Origin of the sequence: Escherichia sp. HH091_1A (assembly GCF_030295175.1) — a bacterium.
In the GTDB taxonomy this organism is placed as follows: domain Bacteria; phylum Pseudomonadota; class Gammaproteobacteria; order Enterobacterales; family Enterobacteriaceae; genus Escherichia; species Escherichia coli_F.
The window spans coordinates 3,199,359-3,214,440 of record NZ_AP025747.1 but is presented as its reverse complement, the minus strand read 5'-3'; the positions used below and the strand labels follow the sequence as shown (position 1 = coordinate 3,214,440).

General features: G+C 52.6%; 12 protein-coding genes. 10 read left to right on the top strand and 2 right to left on the bottom strand.

What is annotated here, in order from left to right; translation table 11 throughout:
- Nucleotides 1-16 precede the first annotated feature (16 nt).
- The 8 genes from iscU to sseB all read left to right on the top strand — a co-directional run bounded on the left by iscU (nt 17) and on the right by sseB (nt 6,150).
- Nucleotides 17-403 (top strand): Fe-S cluster assembly scaffold IscU, encoded by a 387-nt coding sequence (gene iscU / locus QUF14_RS16160; RefSeq protein ID WP_000331707.1) that lies wholly within the window; start codon nt 17-19, stop codon nt 401-403.
- Nucleotides 404-419: 16 nt separating this feature from the next.
- Nucleotides 420-743: an iron-sulfur cluster assembly protein IscA gene (iscA, locus tag QUF14_RS16155; RefSeq protein WP_000028953.1), complete on the top strand. Its 324-nt coding sequence runs from the start codon at nt 420-422 to the stop codon at nt 741-743.
- A 95-nt stretch (nt 744-838) separates the two neighbouring features.
- The gene (hscB, locus tag QUF14_RS16150) at nt 839-1,354 is read left to right on the top strand and encodes a co-chaperone HscB (protein ID WP_000384413.1); all 516 of its coding nucleotides are present in this window, start codon (nt 839-841) and stop codon (nt 1,352-1,354) included.
- A gap of 16 nt (nt 1,355-1,370) precedes the next feature.
- On the top strand, nt 1,371-3,221 hold the full coding sequence (gene hscA / locus QUF14_RS16145; RefSeq protein WP_001196587.1) for a Fe-S protein assembly chaperone HscA: 1,851 nt from the start codon (nt 1,371-1,373) through the stop codon (nt 3,219-3,221).
- Nucleotide 3,222: 1 nt separating this feature from the next.
- Complete coding sequence (gene fdx, locus QUF14_RS16140; RefSeq protein WP_001124471.1) at nt 3,223-3,558, top strand: ISC system 2Fe-2S type ferredoxin; 336 nt, start codon at nt 3,223-3,225, stop codon at nt 3,556-3,558.
- A gap of 11 nt (nt 3,559-3,569) precedes the next feature.
- Complete coding sequence (iscX, locus tag QUF14_RS16135; protein ID WP_000523616.1) at nt 3,570-3,770, top strand: Fe-S cluster assembly protein IscX; 201 nt, start codon at nt 3,570-3,572, stop codon at nt 3,768-3,770.
- A 177-nt stretch (nt 3,771-3,947) separates the two neighbouring features.
- On the top strand, nt 3,948-5,231 hold the full coding sequence (gene pepB, locus QUF14_RS16130) for an aminopeptidase PepB (protein WP_000133558.1): 1,284 nt from the start codon (nt 3,948-3,950) through the stop codon (nt 5,229-5,231).
- 142 nt (nt 5,232-5,373) lie between these two features.
- A complete protein-coding gene (gene sseB / locus QUF14_RS16120) occupies nt 5,374-6,150 on the top strand; it encodes an enhanced serine sensitivity protein SseB (protein WP_001354817.1) in 777 nt (258 codons plus the stop codon).
- A 31-nt stretch (nt 6,151-6,181) separates the two neighbouring features.
- On the opposite strand, the gene timP is transcribed toward sseB, so the two are convergent.
- Together timP and sseA are read right to left on the bottom strand one after the other, a co-directional pair.
- Nucleotides 6,182-6,307: a small toxic inner membrane protein TimP gene (gene timP, locus QUF14_RS16115; protein WP_244591678.1), complete on the bottom strand. Its 126-nt coding sequence runs from the start codon at nt 6,305-6,307 to the stop codon at nt 6,182-6,184.
- 342 nt (nt 6,308-6,649) lie between these two features.
- A complete protein-coding gene (gene sseA, locus QUF14_RS16110) occupies nt 6,650-7,495 on the bottom strand; it encodes a 3-mercaptopyruvate sulfurtransferase (RefSeq protein WP_000108599.1) in 846 nt (281 codons plus the stop codon).
- A 205-nt stretch (nt 7,496-7,700) separates the two neighbouring features.
- Between sseA and yfhM the strand changes: the two genes are divergently transcribed.
- Both yfhM and pbpC read left to right on the top strand, forming a co-directional pair.
- Nucleotides 7,701-12,662 carry an alpha2-macroglobulin gene (yfhM, locus tag QUF14_RS16105; RefSeq protein ID WP_000736367.1) on the top strand — a complete coding sequence of 1,654 codons (4,962 nt, stop codon included), beginning with the start codon at nt 7,701-7,703 and terminating at the stop codon, nt 12,660-12,662.
- Nucleotides 12,663-14,975: a peptidoglycan glycosyltransferase PbpC gene (gene pbpC, locus QUF14_RS16100; protein WP_001137629.1), complete on the top strand. Its 2,313-nt coding sequence runs from the start codon at nt 12,663-12,665 to the stop codon at nt 14,973-14,975.
- Nucleotides 14,976-15,082: the final 107 nt, after the last annotated feature.

Sequence of the window (15,082 nt, the reverse complement as noted above, 5' to 3'; positions counted from 1 at the left end):
ATCAGGAGAATTTATAATGGCTTACAGCGAAAAAGTTATCGATCATTACGAGAATCCGCGTAACGTGGGTTCCTTCGACAACAACGACGAGAACGTGGGCAGCGGCATGGTGGGTGCACCGGCCTGTGGCGACGTGATGAAGTTGCAGATTAAAGTCAACGATGAAGGTATCATTGAAGACGCGCGTTTTAAAACTTACGGCTGCGGTTCCGCTATCGCTTCCAGCTCCCTGGTCACCGAATGGGTGAAAGGGAAGTCTCTCGACGAAGCACAGGCGATCAAAAACACCGATATTGCTGAAGAACTTGAACTGCCGCCGGTGAAAATTCACTGTTCTATTCTGGCAGAAGACGCGATCAAAGCCGCCATTGCGGACTATAAAAGCAAACGTGAAGCAAAATAAGAGTTGAGGTTTGGTTATGTCGATTACACTGAGCGACAGTGCAGCAGCGCGAGTAAATACCTTTCTGGCTAACCGCGGCAAAGGGTTTGGCCTGCGTCTGGGTGTGAGAACCTCCGGATGTTCAGGTATGGCTTATGTACTGGAATTTGTTGACGAACCGACGCCGGAAGACATCGTGTTTGAAGACAAAGGCGTGAAAGTCGTGGTCGATGGCAAAAGCCTGCAATTTCTGGACGGTACGCAACTGGATTTCGTAAAAGAAGGCCTGAACGAAGGGTTTAAATTTACCAACCCGAACGTCAAAGATGAGTGTGGTTGCGGCGAAAGCTTCCACGTTTGATGCGCATACCGATAACCCCACCGTGGTCAGCTGCGCGTGGGGTTTGTTTTACCTGATTCGTCGTTATTGCGGCGGATCGCAGCCCTGAGAATGTTATGGATTACTTCACCCTCTTTGGCTTGCCTGCCCGTTATCAACTCGATACCCAGGCACTGAGCCTGCGTTTTCAGGATCTACAACGTCAGTATCATCCTGATAAATTCGCCAGCGGAAGCCAGGCGGAACAACTCGCCGCCGTACAGCAATCTGCAACCATTAACCAGGCCTGGCAAACGCTGCGTCATCCGTTAATGCGCGCGGAATATTTACTTTCTTTGCACGGTTTTGATCTCGCCAGCGAGCAGCATACTGTGCGCGACACCGCGTTCCTGATGGAACAGCTGGAGCTGCGCGAAGAACTGGACGAGATCGAACAGGCGAAAGATGAAGCACGGCTGGAAAGTTTTATCAAACGTGTGAAAAAGATGTTTGATACCCGCCATCAGTTGATGGTTGAACAGTTAGACAACGAGACGTGGGACGCAGCGGCGGATACCGTGCGTAAGCTGCGTTTTCTCGATAAACTGCGAAGCAGTGCCGAACAACTCGAAGAAAAACTGCTCGATTTTTAATTTCTGGAAGCTAAACATGGCCTTATTACAAATTAGTGAACCTGGTTTGAGTGCTGCGCCGCATCAGCGTCGTCTGGCGGCCGGTATTGACCTGGGCACAACCAACTCGCTGGTGGCGACAGTACGCAGCGGTCAGGCCGAAACGTTAGCCGACCATGAAGGCCGTCACCTGCTGCCCTCTGTTGTTCACTATCAACAGCAGGGGCATTCGGTGGGTTATGACGCGCGCACTAACGCAGCGCTTGACACCGCCAACACCATTAGTTCTGTTAAACGCCTGATGGGGCGCTCGCTGGCTGATATCCAGCAACGCTACCCGCATTTGCCTTATCAATTCCAGGCCAGCGAAAACGGCTTGCCGATGATTGAAACAGCAGCGGGATTGCTGAATCCGGTGCGCGTTTCTGCGGACATCCTCAAAGCACTGGCGGCGCGGGCAACTGAAGCCCTGGCAGGCGACTTGGATGGTGTCGTTATCACCGTTCCGGCGTACTTTGACGATGCCCAGCGTCAGGGCACCAAAGACGCGGCGCGTCTGGCGGGGCTACATGTTCTGCGCTTGCTTAACGAACCGACCGCTGCGGCTATCGCCTACGGACTGGACTCCGGTCAGGAAGGCGTGATCGCTGTTTATGACCTCGGTGGCGGGACGTTTGATATTTCCATTCTGCGCTTAAGTCGCGGCGTGTTCGAAGTGCTGGCGACCGGCGGTGATTCCGCGCTCGGCGGTGATGACTTTGACCATCTGTTAGCAGATTACATTCGCGAACAGGCGGGCATTCCTGACCGTAGCGATAACCGCGTTCAGCGTGAACTGCTGGATGCCGCCATTGCGGCCAAAATCGCGCTGAGCGATGCGGACTCTGTGACCGTGAATGTTGCGGGCTGGCAGGGTGAAATCAGCCGTGAACAATTCAACGAACTGATCGCGCCATTGGTAAAACGAACCTTACTGGCTTGTCGTCGTGCGCTGAAAGACGCGGGCGTAGAAGCTGATGAAGTGCTGGAAGTGGTTATGGTTGGTGGTTCTACCCGCGTGCCGCTGGTGCGTGAACGGGTGGGTGAATTTTTCGGTCGTCCACCGCTGACTTCCATCGACCCGGATAAAGTCGTCGCTATTGGCGCGGCGATTCAGGCGGATATTCTGGTGGGTAACAAGCCGGACAGCGAAATGCTGTTGCTTGATGTGATCCCGCTGTCGCTGGGCCTGGAAACTATGGGCGGCCTGGTGGAGAAAGTGATCCCGCGTAACACCACAATTCCGGTGGCGCGCGCCCAGGATTTCACCACCTTTAAAGATGGTCAGACGGCGATGTCTATCCATGTAATGCAGGGTGAGCGTGAGCTGGTGCAGGACTGCCGCTCGCTGGCACGTTTTGCGCTGCGTGGTATTCCGGCGCTACCGGCTGGCGGCGCGCATATTCGCGTAACGTTTCAGGTCGATGCTGATGGTCTTTTGAGCGTGACGGCGATGGAGAAATCCACCGGCGTTGAGGCGTCTATTCAGGTTAAACCGTCTTATGGTCTGACCGACAGTGAAATCGCCTCGATGATCAAAGACTCAATGAGCTATGCCGAGCAGGACGTAAAAGCCCGTATGCTGGCTGAACAAAAAGTAGAAGCGGCGCGTGTGCTGGAAAGTTTGCACGGCGCGCTGGCTGCTGATGCCGCGCTGTTAAGCGCCGCAGAACGTCAGGTCATTGACGATGCTGCCGCTCACCTGAGTGAAGTGGCGCAGGGCGATGATGTTGACGCCATCGAACAAGCGATTAAAAACGTAGACAAACAAACCCAGGATTTCGCCGCTCGCCGCATGGACCAGTCGGTTCGTCGTGCGCTGAAGGGCCATTCCGTGGACGAGGTTTAATATGCCAAAGATTGTTATTTTGCCTCATCAGGATCTCTGTCCTGATGGCGCTGTTCTGGAAGCGAATAGCGGTGAAACCATTCTCGACGTTGCGCTGCGTAACGGCATCGAGATTGAACACGCCTGTGAAAAATCCTGTGCTTGCACCACCTGCCACTGCATCGTTCGTGAAGGTTTTGATTCGCTGCCGGAAAGCTCAGAGCAGGAAGACGACATGCTGGACAAAGCCTGGGGGCTGGAGCCGGAAAGCCGTTTAAGCTGCCAGGCGCGCGTTACCGACGAAGATTTAGTGGTCGAAATCCCGCGTTACACTATCAACCATGCGCGTGAGCATTAACAGAGGTTAGTATGGGACTTAAGTGGACCGATAGCCGCGAAATTGGCGAAGCACTGTACGATGCATATCCCGATCTTGATCCGAAAACGGTTCGATTCACCGATATGCATCAGTGGATTTGCGATCTGGAAGATTTCGACGACGACCCGCAGGCGTCCAACGAGAAAATCCTCGAAGCGATTTTATTAGTCTGGCTGGACGAAGCCGAGTGATTTCCGCGTCATGCTTCACGCCGCAGATGCGTTGGCTGCGCTCGTTCACCCCAGTCACATAGTTATCTATGCTCCTGGGGCTTCACTCACTTGCCGCCTTCCTGCAACGCGAATCATTTAGCGGAAAAATCCTGGGGCTGCCAACTGGCGGCCCTTTTACAAATAAGGATAACTAAAATGACAGAAGCGATGAAGATTACCCTCTCGACCCAACCTGCCGACGCGCGCTGGGGAGAAAAAGCGACTTACAGCATTAATAATGATGGTATTACCCTGCATTTGAACGGGGCAGACGATCTGGGGCTGATCCAGCGTGCGGCGCGCAAGATTGACGGTCTGGGCATCAAGCATGTTCAGCTAAGCGGTGATGGCTGGGATGCGGATCGTTGCTGGGCATTCTGGCAAGGTTACAAAGCCCCGAAAGGCACGCGTAAAGTGGAGTGGCCGGATCTGAACGATGCCCAGCGTCAGGAATTGGATAACCGCCTGATGATCATCGACTGGGTGCGTGACACCATCAACGCACCGGCAGAAGAACTGGGGCCATCGCAACTGGCACAGCGTGCTGTTGATCTGATCAGCAACGTCGCAGGCGATCGTGTGACTTACCGGATCACCAAAGGTGAAGATCTTCGTGATCAAGGTTATATGGGGCTGCACACTGTCGGGCGTGGTTCAGAACGTTCCCCGGTATTGCTGGCGCTGGATTATAACCCAACTGGCGATAAAGAAGCGCCGGTGTACGCGTGCCTGGTAGGTAAAGGCATCACCTTTGATTCCGGCGGCTACAGCATCAAACAGACCGCGTTTATGGACTCAATGAAGTCTGACATGGGCGGTGCGGCAACGGTTACCGGGGCGCTGGCATTTGCCATTACGCGCGGTCTGAACAAGCGCGTGAAGCTGTTCCTCTGCTGTGCGGATAACCTGATTAGCGGCAACGCGTTCAAACTGGGGGATATCATTACCTATCGCAACGGTAAAAAAGTCGAAGTCATGAACACCGATGCGGAAGGGCGTCTGGTTCTGGCAGATGGACTGATTGACGCCAGTGCGCAGAAACCGGAACTGATTATCGATGCCGCGACACTCACCGGTGCGGCGAAAACCGCGCTGGGTAATGATTATCACGCGCTGTTCAGTTTTGACGATGCGCTGGCCGGTCGCCTACTGGAGAGTGCCGCCCAGGAGAACGAACCGTTCTGGCGTCTGCCGCTGGCGGAGTTCCACCGTAGCCAGCTGCCATCTAACTTTGCGGAACTGAACAATACCGGAAGTGCGGCGTATCCGGCGGGTGCAAGTACGGCGGCGGGCTTCCTGTCGCACTTTGTTGAGAACTATAAACAAGGTTGGCTGCATATCGACTGTTCGGCGACTTACCGTAAAGCACCAGTTGAACAGTGGTCTGCGGGTGCGACCGGGCTGGGTGTGCGCACGATTGCTAATCTGTTAACGGCGTAAACTAATATGCCGGATGCGGCGTAAACGCCTTATCCGGCCTACAAAGTATTGTGAATTCAAAAAATTGCGATTCCCTTGTAGGCCTGATAAGCGTAGCGCATCAGGCACTTGTGCCCCGAACGTTGAATGAATTGTGGTTCTTATGTCCGAAACAAAAAACGAACTTGAAGACCTGCTGGAAAAAGCAGCAACTGAACCGGCGCACCGTCCGGCCTTTTTCCGTACTCTACTGGGATCCACCGTCTGGGTGCCTGGTACGGCGGCGCAGGGCGAGGCTGTGGTTGAAGATAGCGCGCTTGATTTACAGCACTGGGAAAAAGAAGACGGCACCAGCGTCATTCCTTTTTTCACCTCGTTAGAAGCACTTCAACAGGCGGTTGAAGACGAACAGGCATTTGTCGTAATGCCCGTTCGCACATTGTTTGAGATGACCCTTGGCGAAACGCTCTTCCTTAATGCCAAACTGCCAACCGGTAAAGAATTTATGCCGCGTGAAATCAGTTTGCTGATTGGTGAAGAAGGGAATCCGCTGAGCAGTCAGGAAGTACTGGAAGGCGGTGAATCGCTGATATTATCGGAGGTTGCAGAGCCGCCAGCGCAAATGATTGATTCACTTACCACCTTATTTAAAACCATTAAGCCGGTGAAGCGTGCTTTTATTTGTTCAATTAAAGAGAACGAAGAGGCACAGCCTAATTTACTTATTGGCATTGAAGCCGATGGTGATATCGAAGAAATTATTCAGGCGGCGGGAAGTGTAGCGACCGATACATTACCTGGCGATGAACCCATCGATATTTGTCAGGTGAAAAAAGGGGAAAAAGGAATTAGCCACTTTATTACCGAACATATTGCGCCATTCTATGAACGTCGCTGGGGGGGATTCCTGCGTGATTTTAAACAGAATCGAATAATTTAAAATATGCCGCCCCAAAGGGCGGCATTCGGGCTTACTTGCTGTTCTGAAGGTTGTTAACCATCAGTAAATTGTTGCCGGAGGGACTCCGGTTATTATTTACCTCGGTTAACAGCGCACCAGAAACAATAAGTACGATACAGAAGTACCGTATCTTCATTGTGCGGTCCATGCGAAGACCGCATCACGACAGCACCACTGGCGATATTGCCGCGATAGCAAGCGCTGTGGGGTGCCTGCATTTACGGTCATGGAACATCCTTTCCTAAAGCCAGCGCCCGTTTGCGAGACGGCGAAAAGGGCCGTCACGAATAATACCCTCATATTTGAATAATTACTCTATTTATTATCTTGACTTAGCCAGGCATAAAAGAGAGTATTTCAACACTGTGGGGTGCCTGCGTTGCTCCGGCAACACAAGTCAACCTGCTGGAAAGGCCGCGAACCAGACCAGCAATAAAAAACCGCCAAATTCGGCGGTTTTTTATTGCCTGTAAAAAGCTTATTTCTCTGGCTCAACCGGTAAATCGGCCCGTGCGCCCCATTCACTCCATGCGCCGTCGTACAGTTTCACGTTTGGCACATCCAGCGTCGCGAGTGCTAACAAAACCACGGCTGCCGTTACACCAGAACCGCAACTGACGATAATTGGTTTGTCGTAGCTGACACCGCGACCAAAAAATATCGCATCCAGTTCATCGGTCGTTTTTAGTTCGCCTTCACGTACCAGTTCTGTCCACGGAACGTTCAACGCGCCGGGAATGTGCCCGCGACGTAAACCTGGGCGAGGTTCATCAACTTCTGCATTAAAACGTGCAGCCGGGCGGGCATCAATAATTTGCGCCGTATTTTCATGGCTTGCCAATAACACATCGGTTACTTTCACCACAGCCTCAGGATTAAACGCAGCGTTAAACTCACCTTCTCGCAGCGCTACTGCACCTTCTTCTAATAACAGATCATCACGCTGCCAACCTGCAAGTCCACCACCCAGAATCGACACTTTCTCTACACCAAAGGTGCGCAGCATCCACCATGCGCGTGGGGCTGAGAAAAGATTACCTTCGTCATAGACAATCAGGTGCTTATCCTGGTTAACGCCTAACTCACGCATTGCAACGGCGAACGTTTCCGGGCGCGGCAGCATGTGCGGAAGCGGGGAATTGTGATCAGAAAGCGCTTCGATATCGAAAAACACTGCGCCGGGAATATGTCCATTCAGATACTCCTGGGCAACGTTACGATCTTCCTGTCCAGGCGGTGCCATGCGGGCATCGATAATCTGAATTTCCGGGTCATCAATATGTTCGGCGAGCCAGTCGGCTCCTACAAACCATGTCGTGGACATAGGCATCTCCATTTTTGCCGGGTTAGGCTAAATTGTCGGATGTTTAGTGAAAAGCGACAAGCAAAAGAGGCTAATTTGGCTGTCTGAGCCACAATTCTCACTAAAATTCGGATTCCATGGGCACGATACTGAATTACATAACGTAAATTCTCACGCATAATAATTATTCGACGTTGCTAACGGGCCATTGTGGCAGGGATGAAAAATGAAAAAGTTACGCGTAGCCGCCTGCATGCTAATGCTGGCGCTGGCAGGGTGCGACAACAACGATAACGCGCCAACAGCGGTGAAAAAAGATGCACCTTCTGAAGTTACTAAAGCGGCATCTTCAAAAAACGCGAGTTCAGCAAAACTCTCTGCACCGGAGAGACAAAAACTGGCACAACAGAGTGCCGGTAAGGCGCTGACATTGCTGGATCTCTCTGAAGTCCAACTCGATGGCGCAGCCACGCTGGTGCTGACCTTCTCTATCCCTCTCGACCCGGATCAGGATTTCTCGCGCGTTATTCACGTGGTTGATAAAAAAAGCGGCAAAGTGGATGGGGCCTGGGAGCTGTCAGATAATCTTAAAGAGCTGCGTTTACGCCACCTCGAGCCGAAACGTGATTTGATCGTTACTATTGGCAAGGAGGTCAAGGCACTCAACAACGCAACCTTCAGTAAAGATTACGAAAAAACTATAACTACCCGCGATATCCAGCCCAGCGTCGGTTTTGCCAGCCGTGGTTCGCTGCTGCCTGGAAAAGTCATTGAAGGGCTGCCGGTAATGGCGCTCAATGTTAACAATGTCGATGTTAACTTCTTCCGTGTTAAGCCAGAATCTCTGCCAGCATTTATTAGCCAATGGGAATACCGAAATTCGCTGGCGAACTGGCAGTCAGACAAACTGCTGCAAATGGCGGATCTGGTTTATACCGGACGTTTTGATCTCAATCCTGCGCGTAACACCCGTGAAAAATTATTGCTGCCGCTGGGTGATATCAAACCGCTTCAGCAGGCGGGTGTGTATCTGGCTGTGATGAATCAGGCTGGACGTTACGATTACAGTAATCCCGCGACGCTGTTTACATTAAGTGATATCGGCGTATCGGCCCACCGTTATCACAATCGTCTGGATATCTTTACCCAAAGCCTGGAAAACGGCGCGGCCCAGCAAGGAGTTGAAGTCTCATTATTAAATGAGAAAGGGCAGACTTTGACTCAGGCAACCAGTGATGCTCAGGGGCATGTGCAGCTGGAAAATGATAAAAACGCGGCATTACTGTTGGCGCGTAAAGACGGTCAGACAACGCTACTCGATTTAAAACTTCCGGCGCTGGACTTAGCAGAATTTAACATTGCTGGCGCGCCAGGCTATAACAAACAGTTTTTCATGTTTGGCCCGCGCGATCTTTATCGCCCGGGTGAAACAGTCATCCTTAATGGTTTATTGCGTGATGCAGACGGTAAAGCGTTGCCCGATCAACCCATCAAGCTGGACGTAATTAAACCCGACGGGCAGGTACTCAGGAGCGTCGTTAGTCAGCCGGAGAATGGCCTCTATCACTTTACCTGGCCACTCGATAGTAATGCGGCCACCGGCATGTGGCATATCCGAGCCAATACGGGCGATAACCAGTATCGGATGTGGGATTTCCACGTCGAAGATTTTATGCCAGAGCGCATGGCGCTGAATCTGACCGGTGAGAAAACCCCGCTAACGCCGAAAGATGAAGTGAAATTCTCCGTGGTGGGTTACTACCTGTACGGGGCGCCTGCTAATGGTAATACTTTGCAAGGGCAACTTTTCCTGCGCCCACTGCGTGAAGCTGTGTCAGCCTTACCTGGTTTCGAATTCGGCGATATAGCTGCTGAAAACCTTTCGCGCACGCTGGATGAAGTTCAGTTGACGCTGGATGATAAAGGGCGCGGCGAAGTTTCTACAGAAAGCCAGTGGAAGGAAACGCATTCCCCATTACAGGTTATTTTCCAGGGCAGTTTGCTGGAATCTGGCGGTCGCCCGGTGACGCGCCGTGCTGAGCAGGCTATCTGGCCTGCCGATGCATTGCCGGGGATCCGTCCGCAATTCGCCTCGAAATCGGTTTACGATTATCGCACTGACAGTACGGTAAAACAGCCCATTGTTGATGAAGGCAGTAACGCCGCTTTTGACATCGTTTATAGCGATGCACAGGGCGTCAAAAAAGCTGTGTCTGGCTTACAAGTGCGCCTGATTCGCGAACGCCGCGATTACTACTGGAACTGGTCAGAAGATGAAGGCTGGCAGTCACAGTTTGATCAAAAAGATCTGATCGAAAATGAACAAACACTGGATCTTCAGGCTGATGAAACCGGTAAAGTCAGTTTCCCGGTAGAGTGGGGCGCTTATCGTCTGGAAGTCAAAGCGCCGAATGAAGCGGTCAGTAGTGTGCGTTTCTGGGCTGGCTATAGCTGGCAGGACAATAGCGACGGTAGCGGTGCTGTGCGACCAGACCGTGTCACGCTGAAACTGGATAAAGCCAGTTATCGCCCTGGTGATACCATTAAGTTGCACATTGCCGCGCCAACGGCGGGTAAAGGCTATGCGATGGTCGAGTCCAGTGAAGGGCCGCTGTGGTGGCAGGAGATTGATGTTCCGGCACAAGGGCTGGATCTGACGATTCCGGTCGATAAAACCTGGAATCGTCATGATCTTTATTTAAGTACGCTGGTGGTACGTCCTGGCGATAAATCTCGCTCCGCGACGCCAAAACGCGCAGTTGGCGTGTTGCATTTGCCGCTTGGCGATGAAAACCGTCGTCTCGATCTGGCGCTGGAAACTCCAGCGAAAATACGCCCCAATCAGCCATTAACCGTGAAAATTAAAGCCAGCAATAAAAATGGTGAGATGCCAAAACAGGTGAATGTGCTGGTGTCTGCGGTTGATAGCGGTGTGTTGAATATTACTGATTATGTCACGCCAGATCCGTGGCAGGCATTCTTTGGTCAGAAACGCTATGGCGCAGATATTTACGATATTTACGGTCAGGTCATTGAAGGTCAGGGGCGTCTGGCAGCTCTGCGTTTTGGTGGCGATGGTGATGAACTGAAACGCGGTGGTAAACCGCCAGTAAATCACGTCAATATTGTTGCGCAACAGGCGCTACCGGTAACACTCAACGAACAGGGCGAAGGCACGGTTACATTGCCGATTGGTGATTTTAACGGTGAATTGCGCGTCATGGCACAAGCATGGACGGCAGATGATTTCGGTAGCAACGAAAGCAAAGTGGTTGTTGCCGCACCGGTGATAGCAGAACTGAATATGCCGCGCTTTATGGCCAGCGGTGACACCTCACGTCTGACGCTGGATATCACTAATCTTACCGATAAACCGCAAAAACTGAACGTTGCTCTGACCGCCAGTGGCTTGCTTGAACTGGTTAGCGATTCACCCGCAGCCGTTGAATTAGCGCCGGGCGTGCGAACCACGCTGTTTATCCCGGTGCGAGCATTGCCGGGTTATGGTGATGGTGAAATTCAGGCCACTATTAGCGGGTTAGCGTTACCGGGCGAAACCGCTGCCGATCAGCATAAGCAGTGGAAAATGGGTGTCCGTCCGGCATTTCCGGCACAAACCGTCAATTACGGTACGGCGTTGCAGCCTGGTGAGACATGGGCGATTCCAGCTGATGGATTGCAAAACTTCTCGCCTGTTACGCTGGAAGGGCAATTGTTGTTGAGCGGCAAACCACCGTTGAATATTGCACGTTATATCAAAGAGTTAAAAGCGTATCCGTACGGTTGTCTGGAGCAAACCGCCAGCGGCCTGTTCCCGTCACTTTACACCAACGCAGCCCAACTGCAGGCGTTGGGAATCAAAGGCGACAGTGATGAGAAGCGCCGTGCGGCAGTCGATATCGGCATTTCTCGTTTACTGCAAATGCAACGTGATAACGGTGGCTTTGCGCTGTGGGATAAAAACGGTGATGAAGAGTACTGGCTGACGGCTTACGTGATGGATTTCCTGGTCCGCGCAGGTGAGCAGGGTTACAGCGTGCCGACAGAAGCCATTAACCGGGGGAATGAGCGTCTACTGCGCTATTTACAAGATCCGGGCATGATGTCGATTCCGTATGCGGATAATCTCAAAGCCAGTAAATTCGCCGTACAGTCTTACGCTGCGCTGGTGCTGGCCCGTCAGCAAAAGGCACCGCTGGGTGCGCTGCGTGAAATCTGGGAGCATCGTGCCGATGCTGCGTCTGGATTACCGCTGCTGCAACTTGGCGTTGCGCTGAAAACCATGGGCGATGCAACGCGTGGTGAAGAAGCGATTGTGCTGGCGCTGAAAACGCCGCGCAATAGTGATGAGCGGATATGGCTGGGTGATTACGGTAGTCCACTGCGCGACAACGCATTGATGCTCTCCTTGCTGGAAGAGAACAAATTGCTACCCGATGAGCAGTACCCTCTGCTGAACACACTTTCGCAGCAGGCGTTCGGTGAACGCTGGTTATCAACTCAGGAAAGTAACGCGTTGTTCCTGGCTGCCCGTACGATTCAGGATTTACCGGGCAAATGGCAGGCGCAAACGTCTTTCTCTGCTGAGCTGCTGACAGGTGAGAAAGCGCAAACCAGCAATCTGAATAGCGATCAACTTGCCACCTTACAGGTGACCAACAGTGGCGATCAGCCGTTATGGCTGCGTGTGGATGCCAGCGGTTATCCGCAATCCGCCCCTTTACCGGCGAGCAATGTGCTGCAAATCGAGCGCCATATTCTTGGCACTGACGGTAAGAGCAAATCGCTGGATTCGTTACGTAGCGGCGATCTGGTACTGGTCTGGTTGCAGGTCAAAGCCAGTAACAGCGTGCCGGATGCTTTGGTCGTTGATTTACTGCCTGCTGGCCTGGAACTGGAAAACCAGAACCTGGCTAACGGCAGCGCCAGCCTGGAGCAAAGTGGTAGCGAAGTGCAAAACCTACTCAGTCAAATGCAACAAGCGAACATTAAGCATATTGAGTTTCGTGACGATCGCTTTGTGGCGGCGGTTGCCGTTGATGAATATCAACCAGTCACGCTGGTGTATCTGGCGCGGGCGGTAACGCCGGGAACATACAATGTTCCGCAACCAATGGTGGAATCGATGTATGTTCCCCACTGGCGGGCGACTGGCGCGGCTGAAGATCTGTTGATTGTCAGACCGTAAATGCCTCGCCTGTTAACCAAACGCGGCTGCTGGATAGCGCTGGCAGCTGCGCCTTTTCTCCTTTTTTTTGCCGCGTGGGGAGCAGATAAACTCTGGCCTCTACCATTGCATGAAGTCAATCCCGCACGCGTAGTCGTGGCGCAGGATGGTACGCCACTCTGGCGTTTCGCCGATGCTGAGGGCATCTGGCGCTATCCGGTAACCATCGAAGATGTCTCTCCGCGTTACCTTGAAGCACTGATCAATTATGAAGATCGCTGGTTCTGGAAGCATCCGGGGGTAAATCCATTCTCGGTGGCGCGCGCAGCATGGCAAGATCTCACTTCGGGACGGATTATTTCCGGCGGCAGCACACTCACCATGCAGGTTGCTCGTCTGCTTGATCCTCACCCCAAAACTTTTGGCGGCAAAATTCGCCAGCTCTGGCGCGCGTTTCAACTGGAATGGCACTTGTCTAAACGTGACATTCTGACCTTGTATCTTAATCGCGCTCCGTTTGGTGGTACGTTGCAGGGGATCGGTGCGGCAAGCTGGGCATATCTCGGAAAATCGCCTGCGAATTTAAGCTATTCCGAGGCGGCAATGTTAGCGGTGTTACCGCAAGCGCCCAGCCGACTGCGTCCGGATCGCTGGCCGGAACGTGCCGAGGCCGCACGTAATAAAGTGCTCAATCGGATGGCTGCGCAAGGTGTGTGGTCCCGTGAGCAGGTAAAAGAATCTAGTGAAGAGCCCATCTGGTTGGCACCCCGACAAATGCCGCAACTGGCACCGCTGTTTTCGCGCATGATGCTCGGTAAAAGCAAAAGCGACAAAATCGTTACTACGCTGGATGCTGGTTTACAGCGTCGTCTGGAAGAACTGGCGCAAAACTGGAAAGGACGATTGCCACCGCGCAGTTCGTTGGCAATGATCGTTGTTGATCATACTGATATGAGTGTGCGCGGCTGGGTAGGATCGGTTGATCTTAATGATGATTCCCGCTTTGGGCATGTCGATATGGTCAATGCGATCCGATCGCCGGGGTCGGTACTCAAACCGTTTGTTTATGGTCTGGCGCTGGATGAAGGCTTGATCCACCCTGCATCGCTGTTGCAAGACGTTCCCCGGCGCACTGGTGATTATCGACCAGGCAACTTTGACAGCGGTTTTCATGGCCCGATCAGCATGAGTGAGGCGCTGGTGCGCTCGCTGAATTTACCTGCTGTGCAGGTGCTGGAAGCCTATGGACCGAAACGGTTTGCGGCAAAGTTACGCAATGTTGGATTGCCGTTATATCTGCCCAATGGCGCTGCGCCGAATCTTTCGCTCATTCTCGGCGGCGCAGGTGCAAAACTGGAGGATATGGCTGCAGCGTATACCGCATTTGCTCGCCACGGTAAGGCGGGTAAGTTGCGCTTACAGCCGGGGGACCCATTACTTGAGCGATCGTTAATGTCGCCGGGGGCCGCGTGGATTATCCGCCGTATTATGGCAGATGAAGCGCAGCCGCTTCCGGATGGCGCTTTGCCACGCGTCGTACCACTGGCGTGGAAAACAGGAACCAGTTATGGCTATCGCGATGCATGGGCTATTGGCGTTAACGCTCGTTACGTAATTGGGATCTGGACTGGCAGACCGGACGGTACGCCCGTTGTCGGTCAGTTTGGCTTTGCCAGCGCCGTACCGCTGTTGAATCAGGTCAATAATATCTTACTGTCGCGCAGTGCGAATCTGCCGGAAGACCCGCGTCCTGATTCTGTAAGCCGTGGCGTTATCTGCTGGCCGGGTGGGCAATCATTGCCAGAAGGTGACAGTAATTGCCGCCGTCGTCTTGCCACCTGGTTGCTCGAAGGTAGCCAGCCACCAACATTACTTTTACCGGAGCAGGAAGGAATAAGTGGGATTCGTTTCCCCATCTGGCTTGATGAGCAAGGTAAACGTGTTGCTGCTGATTGTCCTCAGGCTCGACAAGAAATGATTAATGTCTGGCCATTACCACTTGAACCCTGGCTACCTGCTGCTGAACGACGAGTAGCGCGCTTACCTGGGGCATCAACAAATTGCCCGCCGTATGGTCGTGATGCTCAGGTACCTTTACAGTTGATTGGTGTGCGTGATGGCGTAATTATCAAACGTCTGCCAGGAGCTACTGATGCGTCATTACCAGTACAATTAAGCGGAGGAACAGGCGAACGCTGGTGGTTTCTTAATGGTGAACCGTTAGCTGAACGCGGGCGTAACGTGACTCTGCATTTGACAGAGAAAGGCGATTATCAATTGCTGGTAATGGACGAAATGGGGCAGGTGGCGACAGTGAGATTTGTCATGCAGTAGTCTGTTTTGCTCATATTTGTTGCTTAAACTCGTTTTATTTTAAAAAAATGTTACCTTCATCAATAGTCAACGGCCTTGTTGCTCATTATAATCCGCGCCATCTCGTA